Source organism: Flavobacterium sp. Leaf359 (assembly GCF_001423985.1).
GTDB lineage: Bacteria > Bacteroidota > Bacteroidia > Flavobacteriales > Flavobacteriaceae > Flavobacterium > Flavobacterium lindanitolerans.
This window is the reverse complement of record NZ_LMPW01000015.1, coordinates 93,544-109,011: the sequence shown is the minus strand read 5'-3', so window position 1 is coordinate 109,011 and position 15,468 is coordinate 93,544. Positions and strand designations below refer to the sequence as shown.

The 15,468-nt window shown below is 38.0% G+C and carries 13 protein-coding genes; 7 read left to right on the top strand and 6 right to left on the bottom strand.

Annotated features, from left to right (window positions below; translation table 11 throughout):
- Positions 1–65: 65 nt before the first annotated feature.
- The 4 genes from ASG38_RS15765 to ASG38_RS15750 form a co-directional block, all read right to left on the bottom strand.
- Complete coding sequence (locus ASG38_RS15765; RefSeq protein WP_056073294.1) at positions 66–833, bottom strand: dienelactone hydrolase family protein; 768 nt, start codon at positions 831–833, stop codon at positions 66–68.
- Positions 834–1,327: 494 nt separating this feature from the next.
- On the bottom strand, positions 1,328–1,720 hold the full coding sequence (locus ASG38_RS15760; protein ID WP_056073291.1) for an ACT domain-containing protein: 393 nt from the start codon (positions 1,718–1,720) through the stop codon (positions 1,328–1,330).
- 107 nt (positions 1,721–1,827) lie between these two features.
- Positions 1,828–3,111: an inorganic phosphate transporter gene (locus ASG38_RS15755; protein WP_056073288.1), complete on the bottom strand. Its 1,284-nt coding sequence runs from the start codon at positions 3,109–3,111 to the stop codon at positions 1,828–1,830.
- Positions 3,112–3,134: 23 nt separating this feature from the next.
- Entirely contained in the window at positions 3,135–3,779 is a 645-nt protein-coding gene (locus ASG38_RS15750) for a DUF47 domain-containing protein (RefSeq protein WP_056073285.1), read from the bottom strand.
- A gap of 195 nt (positions 3,780–3,974) precedes the next feature.
- Here ASG38_RS15750 and ASG38_RS15745 point away from each other — a divergent pair, with 195 nt between their 5' ends.
- From ASG38_RS15745 to ASG38_RS15735, 3 genes are read left to right on the top strand one after another with little or no spacing between them, the layout of a single operon-like run.
- Positions 3,975–5,603, top strand: coding sequence for an acyl-CoA carboxylase subunit beta (locus ASG38_RS15745; RefSeq protein ID WP_056073283.1), 1,629 nt, complete (start codon positions 3,975–3,977; stop codon positions 5,601–5,603).
- 5 nt (positions 5,604–5,608) lie between these two features.
- The gene (locus ASG38_RS15740) at positions 5,609–6,274 is read left to right on the top strand and encodes a class I SAM-dependent methyltransferase (protein ID WP_056073280.1); all 666 of its coding nucleotides are present in this window, start codon (positions 5,609–5,611) and stop codon (positions 6,272–6,274) included.
- 23 nt (positions 6,275–6,297) lie between these two features.
- On the top strand, positions 6,298–7,914 hold the full coding sequence (locus tag ASG38_RS15735) for a M1 family metallopeptidase (RefSeq protein WP_056073277.1): 1,617 nt from the start codon (positions 6,298–6,300) through the stop codon (positions 7,912–7,914).
- Between the two features lie 24 nt (positions 7,915–7,938).
- Here the strand turns inward: ASG38_RS15735 and ASG38_RS15730 are convergent, their stop codons facing one another.
- Both ASG38_RS15730 and ASG38_RS15725 read right to left on the bottom strand, forming a co-directional pair.
- Complete coding sequence (locus tag ASG38_RS15730; protein ID WP_056073275.1) at positions 7,939–8,985, bottom strand: AMP-binding protein; 1,047 nt, start codon at positions 8,983–8,985, stop codon at positions 7,939–7,941.
- The gene (locus tag ASG38_RS15725; RefSeq protein WP_056073272.1) at positions 8,963–9,952 is read right to left on the bottom strand and encodes a CPBP family intramembrane glutamic endopeptidase; all 990 of its coding nucleotides are present in this window, start codon (positions 9,950–9,952) and stop codon (positions 8,963–8,965) included. Before ASG38_RS15725 ends, ASG38_RS15730 begins: the two co-directional genes overlap by 23 nt.
- A gap of 117 nt (positions 9,953–10,069) precedes the next feature.
- Between ASG38_RS15725 and arsC the strand changes: the two genes are divergently transcribed.
- From arsC to fumC, 4 genes are all read left to right on the top strand, one after another.
- Positions 10,070–10,411, top strand: coding sequence for an arsenate reductase (glutaredoxin) (arsC, locus tag ASG38_RS15720; protein WP_056073269.1), 342 nt, complete (start codon positions 10,070–10,072; stop codon positions 10,409–10,411).
- Positions 10,412–10,509: 98 nt separating this feature from the next.
- Positions 10,510–12,990, top strand: a complete 2,481-nt coding sequence (locus ASG38_RS15715; protein ID WP_056073266.1) for an outer membrane beta-barrel family protein — start codon at positions 10,510–10,512, stop codon at positions 12,988–12,990.
- Between the two features lie 468 nt (positions 12,991–13,458).
- The gene (locus ASG38_RS15705; protein WP_056073263.1) at positions 13,459–14,013 is read left to right on the top strand and encodes an STM3941 family protein; all 555 of its coding nucleotides are present in this window, start codon (positions 13,459–13,461) and stop codon (positions 14,011–14,013) included.
- Positions 14,014–14,034: 21 nt separating this feature from the next.
- Positions 14,035–15,432 carry a class II fumarate hydratase gene (fumC, locus tag ASG38_RS15700; RefSeq protein WP_056073260.1) on the top strand — a complete coding sequence of 466 codons (1,398 nt, stop codon included), beginning with the start codon at positions 14,035–14,037 and terminating at the stop codon, positions 15,430–15,432.
- The last annotated feature ends 36 nt before the right edge of the window (positions 15,433–15,468 follow it).

Genomic DNA, 15,468 nt, shown 5'->3' with positions numbered 1-15,468 from the left:
CGGCTCTGCGCCTTTACGTGAAATTATTGCTCGCAAAGACGTAGAGCCGCAAAGTTTTGTAATTCTTATTTCAACACTTCGTTGAAGAATAACTTCATTGCTTCCCAGGAACGTTTATCTGCCAGTTCATTATAAGCTGCTCCTTTCGAATTATCGTTTCCGGCACTTTTTTCAGTAAATGCATGAACTGCATCAGCATAATAATTCATTTGCCAGTCGGCTTTGGCCGTTCTCATTTCATTTTGGAAATCCTTGATTTCTTTTTCTGAAATATACGGGTCATCTGCTCCGTGAAGAACCAACACTTTTGGCTGTATGGCACTTATTTCACGGGAAGCATCTTTACCCAAACCTCCGTGGAATGATACTACTCCCCTTACTTTCATATTAACTCTTGCCGCTTCCAATGCACCTGTACCTCCAAAACAATAGCCTATCACGACCACATTGTCAGCATTAGCACCCTGTTTTACCAATTCCACCAAAGCGAGCGAAATCCTGTTCTGGTATTCTTTTATGTTTGTTTTATAATATCCGGATTTTTCGCCTGCCTCTTTTGTGTCTTTGGGTCTTTTATCTGCTCCATAAATATCGGCCACAAAAGCATAATATCCCATATCTGCCAGCTTGGTTGCAATCTCTTTGGAATGTTCATCAACTCCTTTCCATGCCGGAAGAATAAGCACACCAGGTTTATTTGCTAGTGCTTTTTTAGGAACTGCAGAAAAACCACTTAAAATTTGCCCGTTGTCTTTATAATCAACTTTTTTAAGCTGGGCCATAGCTACATTTGTTACCAATATTGAAAGAATAATAAAGTTTCTGGTTTTCATTTTTTTTGTTTTTATTAAAAAGATTCGTAAAAAACGTTTTACTACACAACGTTTTATAAAGTTCGAAGTCGGTGTCTGATAGGTTTTGGGTTTAAAATGCTACCCGAAGTTGCGAACTTCGTAATCGAATATTTTATTTTAAAGATAGTGTTTTTTTTGCGAAACCAAAACATGAATTTACCACAAAAACCTATATTTTGGATAACTACTGTTGGCTTTAGTTATTATTTACTAATGTGCCATTCATTACGATTTACCCAATACTTTTTTCAAAATGACAAACAATATCAGTGTCTTTATTATAAATATTTTTCAAGTATTATTCAGAGCTTCTTTAAATGATATTCATCACCATCGGATGAAAACGACAGTATATTCCTGAACAGCACTTTTAGATCAGCTTAAATTATCTCTCGAAGAATATATGGACAAAAATCTTTAACAGTATTTAATGCTATTAAAATCAGTACAGGTATTTATATTGATTAAGATTGTTAATTTGAAAATTTTTCTAATATAGTCATTGCTCTTGACGAATCATCTTTATTAACAAAAATATGATCGTGATAAAAGGCCGCAACCACATTACAACTTATTTTTTCATCACTTAGTGCTTTTGAAAATGCTGCAGTAAGCCCAACTGCTTCTAACGACGAATGAACTGTTAAGGTAATCCAGGAAGCTATAAAACTATAATCTAAAGATAGACTGTCAGCAACGTTCTTTTCTAAAATAACCGTAAGACCCTCTTCTTCTTTAAATAACAAAAGAATGCTATCTAAATCAATTTTGCCAATCTCTTTTATAGTACAGAAAACATATTCTCCTTCGTTTAGAATAGGTTTCATAGACTTTAATAATTTGTTTAAATCTTTTTCTCCCTCCATTTTAAGATATTTTTTAAAAATAATAATTTCGTTTCCAACATCAGGTTAAGAATCTACTAAAAGCAAAAAACCACCGCAAAAGCAGTGGTTTAGTGTATATTGTTTCGTTATAGGAACATATTCAGAACATAGTAAAACAATGCTGCTAAAATAGCTGAAATCGGAATAGTTAGTACCCAGGCCCATATCAGGCTAACGGTAACTCCCCAACGAACGGCAGAAATACGCTTAGTCAGACCTACTCCAATAATCGAACCTGTAATTGTGTGGGTTGTACTTACCGGGATTTTTAAGTGTTCTGTAAAATACAAAGTCAAAGCTCCTGCTGTTTCTGCGGCAACTCCTTCAAACGAGGTCACTTTTGTAATTTTAGATCCCATGGTCTTTACAATCTTCCAACCACCACTCAATGTTCCGGCTGCAATAGCAGAATAACACGCAAGGGGAATCCAGGATGGCATATGGAAATCTCCTGTTTCATCAGGAAGTACCACATTCAGCCATTCCGGCATACTTTCCTGTGGCAAGCCATTTGTGTGGATATAAACAGCTACAGCCGCCGCAATAATACCCATTACTTTTTGAGAATCGTTTCCACCATGTCCTAAACTGAAAGCCGCAGACGAAAGAAGCTGCATCTTTTTAAGCCAGGATTCTGATTTACTATGGCTCATTCTGCTAAAGAACAAACAAAATGTACTTACAGACAGTATGATAAACGCCACCAAAAACCATTTGATATTATGTGCTTCAAAAACAACACTCCAAAAATGAGAATCAAAACGAGGTTTTTTAATCTTGTCATAAGGTATCATCTGATAGGCAACAAATACAACCGTGGCAATCATCAAAGCTCCTGTAAACAGTTTGGGATAAATGCTTTTTTTAGATGAATTAAGAAGCCAAATCGAAATGAGATAGGAAGCCAATGCCCCGAGCAACGGTGCAAGGACAATAAAGGCAATAATAATTATAACCCCTGAAGGCATTCCACCACCACTTGCCGCCTTGTACCATGTAACCACGTCAAAACCGGCATGGGCAATTGCCGCACCGGCAAAACCACCAATCAGAGTATGTGAAGAACTGGAAGGAATTCCCAGCCACCAGGTCAATAAATTCCAACAAATTGCGGCTATGATTCCCGCTAAAATAACCGTCAGGTTAATCTCCATCGTATTGGCTGTTTTGGCCACCGTATCGGCAACACCAAATCCAAAAACCCAATAGGCCAGAAAGTTAAAGAACGCAGCCCAGACAACAGCCTGAAACGGAGTAAGCACCTTTGTCGCAACAATAGTTGCAATCGCGTTCGCTGCATCGTGGAAACCGTTGATATAATCAAAGATTAATGCAAGAACGATTATGACAATTAATATTGTAAAATCCATAAGATTGTTGAGTCAAAAATGATTTAGGAGTGCTTAACTACCACAGATTCCAAAACGTTTGCTACGCTCTTACATTTGTCTGATGCAGATTCAAGTGCAGACAAAACTTCTTTATACTTGATGATATTTTTAGCATCAGTCTCATTTTCAAAAATATCGGCAACCGCTTTGTCAAAAACGTTATCTGCCTTACTTTCCAACTTATTGATTTTTTTGCAGGCATCTGCAATCGCTTTAAGATTTTTCAAATCTTTCAACTCTTTTATCGCAATACCAATATGCTGGCAGGCTTCCAGGTTGATTTCAGTCAATTTACGAATTGATTTCGTGATTTTTTCTACCTGATACAAACGCATTCTACTGGCAGCACCATGCATATAATCTGCCACATCATCCATTGATTTTACAAGGGCGAAAATATCCTCACGGTCAAATGGAGTAATAAAGTTTCTGCTTAGCTCCAGGTGCGTTTTGTGTGTAATTTCCTCAATAATAGCCTCTAGCTCTTCGATTTTTCTGAAATAGTTCTCTCTTTCTAGCTTTGGCGCATTTACTGCCTCGTGCAAAGTTTCAGCCAATAAGATTAAATTTTGTGAAGCCTGTTCGAAAAGAGGGAAGAACTTTTTATCTTTAGGAACTAAAAACTGGAAAATACTGTTTAAAGACATAGGTTTGTTATTTAATGGTGCAAATGTATCTCTTTAATGTTAAGACAATATTAATAAATCATAAATAAGCAGTTATTAAAATTTACGATTTGGTAATATTGGAAAGCACTTCCTGAAAGCCGATTCCTTTTTTATTGCAAACGTTTTCGTATTTTAGCAATCTCAAAAAAATAAGCAAAATACACTCTATACATTATGGATATCAACTTCAATAAAAACGAAGACCACAACAAACTTTTATTATCTGATTTAAAGCAACGCTTCGCTAAAGTAAGACTGGGCGGAGGCGAAAAAAGAATAGAAAAATTACACGCAGAAGGTAAAATGACCGCCAGGGAAAGAATTGATTACCTTCTCGACCCTAAAAAAGAAAGTATCGAAATAGGCGCATTTGTAGGCGACGGCATGTATGCTGAACATGGCGGTTGTCCATCCGGAGGCGTTGTAGTCAAAATAGGCTACATCAAAGGAAAACAATGTGTCGTAGTAGCCAATGATGCTACAGTAAAGGCCGGAGCCTGGTTTCCGATTACAGGAAAAAAGAACCTTCGTGCCCAGGAAATTGCCATGGAAAACAGACTGCCTATTATTTATTTGGTAGACAGTGCCGGAGTATACCTGCCAATGCAGGATGAAATTTTCCCGGATAAAGAACATTTCGGAAGAATTTTCAGAAACAATGCCATTATGAGCAGCATGGGCATTACACAAATTGCTGCCGTTATGGGAAGCTGTGTTGCCGGTGGAGCCTACCTTCCTATTATGAGTGATGAGGCGCTAATTGTTGACAAAACCGGAAGTATCTTCCTGGCCGGAAGCTATCTTGTAAAAGCTGCCATAGGCGAAAGCATTGATAACGAAACATTGGGCGGTGCAACCACTCATTGTGAAATTTCAGGAGTAACTGATTACAAAGCGAAAGACGATAAGGACGCTTTAGACAAAATAAAAAATATCGTAGACAAAATCGGGGATTACGAAAAAGCCGGATTTAACAGAATACAACCCGAAAAACCAGCCTTGAGTGAAAAAGAAATCTACGGTATACTGCCTAAATTAAGAACGGAACAATACGACATGATGGATATCATCAAACGTTTGGTCGATAATTCCGAATTTGAAGCGTATAAAGAAGGCTATGGCCAGACTATCATTACAGGATATGCCAGAATTGACGGTTGGGCAGTAGGAATCGTTGCCAACCAACGAAAAGTTGTAAAATCCAAAAAAGGTGAAATGCAGTTTGGAGGCGTTATTTATTCGGATTCTGCGGATAAGGCAACGCGTTTTATTGCCAATTGCAACCAAAAGAAAATACCTTTGGTTTTCTTGCAGGACGTAACCGGATTTATGGTTGGAAGCAAATCGGAACATGGCGGTATTATCAAAGACGGAGCAAAAATGGTAAACGCGGTTTCAAACTCTGTTGTACCTAAATTTACGGTGGTGGTTGGAAACTCTTACGGCGCAGGAAATTATGCGATGTGTGGAAAGGCCTATGACCCAAGATTGATTTTTGCATGGCCAAGCGCAGAACTGGCAGTAATGGGCGGAACCCAGGCTGCCAAAGTATTAATGCAGATTGAGGCTTCATCACTTAAAGCAAAGGGCGAAGTCGTTGACGAAGCAAAAGAACAGGAGCTTTTTGACAAGATAAAAGCCAAGTATGATGCCCAGGTGTCTCCTTATTATGCCGCTTCACGCCTATGGACGGATGCCGTCATTGACCCATTAGAAACCAGAACCTGGATTTCCATGGGAATTGAAGCAGCCAACCACGCTCCTATCGAAAAGCAATTTAACCTTGGTGTAATTCAAGTTTAACCACTATGGGAAATCTTTCAGAAAAAGAACTTCAGGAACTTGCAGGACAATTGAGCCATCCTAACGGAGAAAGTGGCATACAGACAGCTTACAGTATGAATGTTGCGAATGACAACATGATTCGTCACACAATAGAGCAAATTGAAATCATGCCTCATTCAAAGATTTTAGAAATTGGTCCCGGAAACGGAATCCATATAAAATATTTATTTGAGAAGGAAGCCAATCTGAATTATTATGGGATAGACGTATCAGAACTCATGATTGAGGAAGCCTTAAGGCTCAATTCTGAATTTACTGCTACCGAAAGAGCCGTTTTTGAACTAACTGACGGTGAAAAAATATCGTATCCCGATTCTTTTTTCAATAGTGCTTTCACTGCCAATACTATTTATTTCTGGAAAAATCCCGCAGAATATATAAATGAAATTTTTAGAGTGTTACAGTCGGGAGGCTCCTTTATTCTGGCTTTTATTCCGAAAGAAGTAATGGAAAAAATTCCTTTTTCAAAATACGGATTCGAACTTTATGATACTGAAAAGGCAAAATCATTGCTTGAAAACGCCGGATTCCGTATTGAAAAAATCTTATCTGAAACAGAAGAAGTTTTGAGCAATACGGGCGAAATAAAAATCCGTACTTTTACGATTATCAAGGCTCAAAAACCTTAACCACAACCTTATAAAGTCCACTAATGAAACGATTCTTCCCTTTCTTTATTCTTTTGTGTGGGCTTCAGAACAGCCTTGCCCAGGAATTCACCAGGAAAGATTCTTTGCGTGGCGGTTTTTCTTTTGAAAGAATTTGTTATGATGTACAGCGCTATGACCTGAACATTACTATCAATCCGGAAGAAAAATCGATTAGGGGTTATAACGATATTACGTTTAAAACAGTAAAAAACACTCAAAAAATTCAGGTCGATTTATTCGAAAATATGAAAATCGACAGTATCATTTTTGATGGCAGGTCTCTCGAATATAAAAGAGAATTTGATGCTGTTTTTATTACTTTTCCAAAACCATTGGCTGTTGATGGAACAGACAAAACAATACGTTGTTATTACTCCGGCAACCCTCAAATTGCAAAATACCCTCCCTGGGATGGAGGCTTTGTATTCAAACCCGATAGCAAAGGAAAGCCCTGGATTGGTGTTGCCGTACAAGGAACGGGAGCCAGCTTATGGTATCCTGTAAAAGATTCCCAAAGTGACGAACCTGATTTTGGCGCTACCATAAAGGTTGCCGTACCTGACGGATTGATGAATGTTTCCAATGGAAAATTTAAGGGCAGTGAAAATCTGAAAAACGGTTACACCCGTTGGGATTGGGAAGTAAAAAGCCCTATTAACACTTATGATATCACGGTCAATATTGCAGACTATGTTCATATCCATGATAACCACAACGGACTGGACCTTGATTATTATGTGCTGCCTGAAAATGAAGAAAAAGCAAAAAAGCATTTTGAAGAAGTAAAACCGATGCTGGATTGTTTCGAAGCTAAATTTGGCAAATATCCATTTGCTGAAGATGGTTACAAACTTGTTGAAACTTCTTATTTAGGTATGGAACACCAAAGCGCTGTTGCTTACGGAAATAAATACAGAAAGGGTTATCAGGGAAGTGACATTTCCGGCACGGGTATTGGCTTGCTTTTCGACTATATTACCATTCATGAAAGTGGCCACGAATGGTTTGGCAATAGCATTACTTCAAAAGATATAGCAGACTTGTGGATTCACGAAGGATTTACGACCTATTCAGAATCCGTATTTGTAGAATGCCTTTATGGTTATGAAAAAGCGATGGAATACATAAACGGGCAAAAAAAACGCGTTTCCAACAGAAGCCCTATTATTGGGTACTATGGAGTTAACGATAAAGGCTCAACTGACATGTATTACAAAGGAGCATTGCTATTGAACACGCTTCGGCATATTGTTAATGACGACCAGAAATGGTGGAAATTGCTTCTGAAATATTCCGAAACCTACCGTCATAAGATTATAGACACCCAAACCGTAATTACCTTTTTTAATACTGAAACCGGTCGGGAACTGACTCCTGTTTTTGAGCAATACCTCAGGTATAAAAATATTCCCGAACTGGAAGTAGCTGTCAAGAACAAAGAAGTAAAATTCAGATGGATTACAGATGTCCCCGATTTCAAAATGCCAATTATCATAAAACAAGGCAGTAAAGAAACAAGACTTGAAGCGACCAATAAATGGAAATCACATTCTATTAAAAATAACGACCCCGTAAAATTTGATGATTACCGATTCCTTATAAAAATAACATACAATTAAAAAGAGCGCCAATGGCGCTCTTTTTTATATACTGGCTAAACTTTCTTTCCGCAACACTTTTCCGGTTGGGGTTTCTAAAAATTTAGGAATAAACAATACCACTTTTGGTTTTTCATATTTTCCAAGCTCACCAAATGCAGCATCGTCAATAACATAAGGGTCGCCTTCTACTGCCAAAACCAGTTTTTCACCTAATTCCTCATTTTCCTGGGAGGCTATAAAAAACCGACGGTCGATTTTATGCGATAATTTTTCTTCTATCTGCTCGGGAAATAGCTTTATCCCTCCGCTATTGATAACATTGTCTATACGTCCGAGCCAAATAAATTGGTGGTCATTCAATACTTTTACAACATCATTCGTCACGACGACTTCTTCTGAAATTGCCGGCGCATTAACAACAAGACAGTGTCTTTCATCTTCCGCAACGGTTATTCCCGGTAAAACATCAAATGCTTCTTCTCCCACCCGCTTTGCGGCTATATGCGTAATGGTTTCTGTCATTCCGTAAGTCTCATAAATTGAGGAGGGAATTTTTTTCAGCTCCTCAGCCAAAGCAGAATTAACTTTAGCACCACCTATAATAAGCTTTTTTACCTGTGAAAGCTTTTCTAAAGAATGCTGTGCCTGAATTGGAACCATTGCCGCAAAATCATAGGTTTCTTCATTTCTTTCCAAAGGCGTGGAAGTAGGTTCTACAAAATCCATATCCAGGCCTAAGATAAACGCTCTGACAAACATCATCTTTCCGGCAACATATTTGGCAGGAAGACAGTGCAGTACTTTATCGCCCGGAACCAGTTCAAAAAAATCTCCGGTAGCTAAAGCTGAATTTACCATAGCCTGTTTGCTGATTTGTATCTTTTTTGGAGCACCGGTAGTTCCGGAAGTTGTCATTTCGATATAGTCCTTTTCATCAAACCAGTCCAATATAAAAATTCCGACCGGCCTTTCATAAGCCTCTCCTTCTTTTATAAAACTATAGGCAACACGGCATAAATCGTCTTTATTCAAATGAAATCCATTTAGTTTAAAGCGGTTGTGTACATCATAATATGTGGGCTTCTCCATCGTTTTTATCAAATTGATTGCTGTGGTAAGTGTCATCAGTTGTTAGGTTATCCGGAATGGTTCCGGTCAATTTCTCTTTCCAATTTTTCCATTGGTACTTCTTACTAAAGATAAATAAAAGAATTGGAAAAATTATAAAAACCGGAAGTAAAACATCAAATCCTGCTGCAGGCTCAGAATAGTCTTTTAATATGGAATGAGTCTGGAAAACCGTCCAGTCAGACGTTACCAGCAAAGCCCCAATCAAATTATTTGCGGCATGGAATCCAAGCGACAATTCAATACCTTCATCCATCAAGGCCAAAACACCTAGAAATAATCCCGTACCTATATAATATATCATAATAATATAGCCCATTTTTTCAACTTCAGGATTGAAGATATGAAGCAGTCCAAAAATTACAGAAGTCATTAACAACGGAAACCATTTATTTTTTGACAAAAGCGCAAAACCCTGCATAAGATAACCCCTGAAAACATATTCTTCGGTACTGGTCTGAATTGGTATCAAAGCTATTCCTATAATCGCTAAAATAGCAAATGGAACCGGCTGAAAATTAATTTCATAATCCTGGGGCGAAACAAAATAAGCTGCAACAGTTATAATAACGGTAATCGCTGTCCAAAGTCCAAACGCAAAGAAAAAACGCTTCCAGTCCATTTTTGGCCGTGAAGTAGTCACTTCAATAAATTTCTGACGATGCAAAAATTTCACAACAAAAAACAAAGCCAGCAAAGCAAAAGCAAACGAAATCAGCATCAGGAAGAGTGTCAGATTTGAATCGAGAAACGTTAACATAGCTGCCTGGTCTGTTGGAAAGTCCTTATTTTCTTCAATAGATTTTACCGCAATAGCAATCATCAATGGAAACTGGCCTATCGTAGACGCAGCAATTACAATAACCGAACCCACAATATATTTCCAAAATGCGTTTCCTTTACTCTTAAAACCTTGAGCTATAAACATATCTTAAATTTTAGTTTAGAAAATTATTAGTCCCCTAATTTATTCAATTGTTGCGAAATAATCACCTATTTTTAAATTGCATTTCTTTTCTTTGCGGTTTATTTAATTTGGAGCGCTATGATTAAAATATACCACAACCCGCGATGCGGGAAATCGAGAGAAGGACTTAGCCTGCTTGAAAAGTCAGGAAAAGAGTTTGAAGTAATACAATACCTGAAAGAAGTTCCAACGGCAGAGGAACTCAAATCCATCATAAAACTTTTGGGAATACCGCCTATTGAACTGGTACGCCAAAAGGAAGAAATCTGGACACAGAACTTTAAGGGCAAGACTTTAACCGATGAAGAAATCATCAAAATTATGGCCGAAAACCCGATTCTTATTGAAAGGCCGATTGTTGTGAATGGCAAAACAGCCACTATTGGACGACCACCAGAAAAAATACTGGAAATCCTCTAATAACATTAAATAGCTTTATTTAACAAACCTTTATGAAATCAGGCTTAAACCAAAGCCTACTTTTGCTGTCTTAAGCTAAATAATCAACATTCTAGTTAATGAAAAATCTAAAATTTGCAATATCCCTCCTATTGCTATCCGTTTCACTTCTCAGCTATGCGCAGGAAAGGCCGCAGGCTAAAAAAGTAAAAATCACAGGTAAAATTACCGAAAAATCAACTTCCCAACCTTTAGGATATGCTACAGTAACGCTACAAAACTCCAAGCGTCCTGATGTTATAACCGGTGGAATGACTGATGAAAATGGTGTGTTCACAATAGAGGCAAATGCAGGTACTTATGATGTAAAATTTGAATTTATATCTTTTAAGCCAATCGAAATGAAACAGCTGGCTATAGAAGAAGATAAAAATTTTGGAACCGTTGCTTTAGAAGCCGAAGCCGAAATGCTTGATGCCGTTGAAATCCGTGCCGAACGTTCGACTGTAGAAATCAAGCTGGATAAAAAAGTATATAACGTTGGTCAGGACATGATTGTCAAGGGCGGAACCATAAGTGATGTTTTGGACAACGTTCCTTCTGTTTCTGTTGACGTAGATGGTAATGTAAGTCTTCGTGGTAATGAAAACGTAAGAATCCTTATTGACGGAAAACCGTCCGGTTTAGCAGGTATTAATATTGCAGATGCTTTAAAAATGCTTCCGGCTGATGCGGTAGACAAAGTAGAAGTAATTACGAATCCTTCTGCCAGATATGATGCCGAAGGTGGTGCAGGAATTCTTAATATTATTCTGAAAAAAGGAAAAAATCAAGGTATTAATGGTACCGTTACCGCTACAACCGGTAATCCGGCCAATCATGGATTTACAGGAACAGTTAATTACAAAACCGAACAATTCAACCTTTTCACTACTCAAGGCTATAGCTACAGAAAAGGACCTGGAAACTCTATGACAGATACGGAATATCTGGATGAAAACGGAGATGTTACGGGTTATTTAAAGGAAAGAAGAAACAACGAAAGATTAAACAAAAGCTACAATGGAGTTTTAGGTTTGGAATGGTACCTGGACAAATCGATTACGTGGACAAATACGTTGTCATATAGAAGAAGTTCTGGTGAAAACCCGGATAACGTTTTCCAGTACCGATATGACCCGGCGATGAACCTGCAAAGCATCACCAACCGATTCAGCTTGGAATCTGATAAAGACGAAAACGTTGATTTCTCTTCGAATTTCATCAAAAAATTTAAAAAAGACGGACACCAGTTAACAGTTGACCTTTCCTTCTCACAAAGTGATGATGATGAAGATGCTGATATTCCAAGTAGAAATGTGTTGGACGGCACGCCAATAAGCGAGCAGAGAACCGGTAATATCCAAAAACAAAACCGTTCATTGCTTCAGACAGATTATGTTTTGCCGATAGGAGAAAACAGCCAGTTTGAAGCCGGATATCGTGGAAATTTCAATGACCTTTTAACCGACTATTCTGTAGAAAATTTCAATTATGGTACAGGTGGTTGGGAAAACGATCCACAGTTCACAAACACATTGGAGTATAAAGAAAAAGTAAATGCATTTTACAGCCAGTTTGGGACGAAAATCAACAGAATGTCTTATTTGGTAGGTTTGCGTTGGGAAGATTCCAATATTGATATCAACCAATTGACTCAGAATATCTATAAAAACAAAAAATACAACAATTTCTTTCCAAGCGCATTCTTAACGTATGAATTCAATGAAAATAGCAGTGCTTCGTTAAGCTACAGCCGCAGGATTTCAAGACCTCGCTCCCGCTCCATCAACCCGTTTTCGAGTTTGTCGAGTAACATCAACCTGTTTAGAGGTAATCCGGACCTTGACCCGTCAATGACCGATGCTTTTGATTTTGGCTACCTGAACAAATTTGGCAAGCTGACTTTCAATACGTCTATGTATTTTAACAGAACAAAGGATGCGGTACAATATGTAAGAAATACGGAAATCATCAACGGAACTGCCACTTTGGTAACTTCTCCGGTAAACGTTGGTTCTGAAGACCGTTTTGGATTTGAGTTTACATTATCCTACAACCCATACAGATGGTGGAGACTGAACAGTAACTTCAACCTGTTCCGAAACCAGACTAAAGGAAATTATACTTATACCGACTTATCCAATAATTCACAGACAATTGATTTCAGCAACACAGCTTATTCATGGTTTGCGCGAATCAACTCAAAAATCAACCTTCCATTAGGAATCGACTGGCAGGCTAATACGACGTATAACGCACCACAGACTAATGCTCAGGGAAGGTCGAAAGGAATTATTAGTGCCAACCTGGCGTTTAGTAAGGATGTATTGAAAGATAAAGGAACCATTGCCTTAAACGTAAACGACCTTTTCAACTCCAGAAAAAGAATTACAGAAACGAATCTGGCAACCCAAAATGCCTATTCTGAAATGCAATGGAGAGAAAGACAAATCACTCTTTCTTTTACTTACCGTTTCAACAAAAAGAAAAACGAGAGAGAGAAACAGCCTAAAAGAATGGATAGCGATAATGGTGGTGAAGACTACATGGGCGGATAATATAAAAGCCTCCACTCCGGAGGCTTTACACAAAAAAAGGGAACCAAATTGGTTCCCTTTTATTTTGAGTACAAATTAACTAAGTGACTCTTGTTTCTTTTTGGCTCTTCTTTCTTTATATCTTTCGAATAAAGCACCACCAATCCAATAAGGAAGGAAGCTAACTAAAAAAATCATCAACCAGAAGCCGATGGTTAAGATAGTCAAGAAAAGTAAGAAACCTAAATACTGTTGAAATTCAAACATGTTTTCCGGAATTTTTTGAATACCTGTCAAAGATAGGTGTAATATTCATTTTGACCAATAAAAACAGTAAAAATAATTTTTAAATCATTTTTTAAACCTACTTATAATCCTTATTTTTGGGCTGGCTTTCAGTAAGCTAATAAAAAATTCTCTCAAAAAGCATTTTTTACGGCCTGTACAATAAGTAATGTGAATTTCTGTCAGCCAACTAATTATATCAAGATGGATACTTCTTCTGAAACGATAATCATAAAACTGAGTCGGAAAAAAATGATACTCGCATTGTTGGGTTCTTTCCTATTCGTTATTCTGGGAATCTGGATGGTAATAGACCATAAGGAAATAAACTCCATTTTTTTAAAATTTCCTCTTGCCGTATTAATCGCCGGTATCCTATCCATTCTTTTCTTTGGTTTTCTTGCCATTTTAATCATAAAAAAATTATCCTCGCAAACAGATGGATTAATCATTTCATCTGAAGGAATCACGGATAATTCAAGCGCTATTAGTGCCGGATTTATTCCATGGACAGAAATTACGGCTATTACTGAAACTTCATATGCAGGTCAGGCTTCTGTCATTATCGTTATTAAAAATCCTGAAGAATTTATCGCTGCCCAAAAAAGCAGTTTTAAGCGCAAGGCAATGACAGCAAACCACAAATCTTTTGGTGGTGCCGTAAGCATATCGGCTAACAGCCTTCAAACGACACATAAAAATCTCAAAAAGATTTTAGTCGAAAAACTAACCGAGTACAACAGAATGAATACTATATAACAACAAACAAATTACAATACAATGGAATACAGAATTGAAAAAGACACGATGGGTGAAGTGCAGGTTCCTGCAGATAAATATTGGGGAGCTCAAACGGAGCGTTCCAGAAACAACTTTAAAATTGGACCGTCGGCTTCTATGCCAAAAGAAATCATTGAAGGTTTTGCCTATTTGAAAAAGGCTGCTGCATATGCCAATCATGACCTTGGTGTTTTGCCTGTTGAAAAGAGAGATGCTATCGCTCAGGTTTGCGACGAAATTCTGGCTGGCAAACTTGACGGAGAATTTCCTTTGGTAATCTGGCAAACAGGTTCGGGTACGCAAAGTAACATGAATGTTAATGAAGTAATTGCAAACAGAGCTCAGGTTTTGGCTGGTGGTAAAATTGGTGAAGGTGAACAGTTTGTAAAAGCAAACGATGATGTAAACAAGTCACAATCTTCTAACGATACCTACCCTACAGGAATGCACATCGCTGCCTACAAAGCGGTGGTAGAAGTAACAATTCCTGGTGTTGAAAAATTAAGAGATACACTTCAAGCCAAAGCTGAAGCCTACAAAAATGTAGTAAAAATTGGCCGTACTCACTTAATGGATGCTACACCATTGACTTTAGGTCAGGAAATTTCAGGCTATGTAGCTCAATTAAACTACGGCTTAAAAGCAGTTAAAAATACATTGGCACACTTGTCTGAAGTAGCTTTGGGCGGAACAGCCGTAGGAACGGGATTAAATACTCCTGAAGGTTATGATGTAAAAGTTGCTGAATATATCGCAAAATTCACAGGACATCCTTTTGTAACGGCTCCTAATAAATTTGAAGCTTTGGCCTCTCATGATGCCATTGTAGAAACACACGGTGCCTTAAAACAATTGGCTGTATCATTAAACAAAATTGCAAACGACGTAAGAATGTTGGCTTCCGGTCCACGTTCAGGAATTGGAGAAATTCTTATTCCGGAAAATGAACCGGGTTCTTCAATCATGCCAGGAAAAGTAAACCCTACGCAATGTGAAGCATTAACGATGGTTTGCGCTCAGGTTATGGGTAATGACGTTGCTATTACAATTGGCGGTACACAAGGACACTATGAATTAAACGTATTCAAACCTTTGATGGCTTCTAACTTCCTGCAATCGGCACGTTTGCTAGGAGATGCCTGCGTTTCTTTTGATGAACACTGTGCACAGGGCATTGAGCCAAACTATACGCGAATCAAGGAATTGGTTGACAATTCGTTAATGCTTGTAACAGCATTAAATACTAAGATTGGTTATTATAAAGCAGCAGAAATTGCACAAACAGCACACAAAAACGGTACTACACTAAAAGAAGAAGCCGTTCGTCTTGGTTATGTTTCGCCTGAGGATTTTGATGCCTGGGTTAAACCGGAAGACATGGTGGGAAGTTTGAAATAATTCTAACCCTGGCAGGGTTTTGAACCCTGCCAGGGT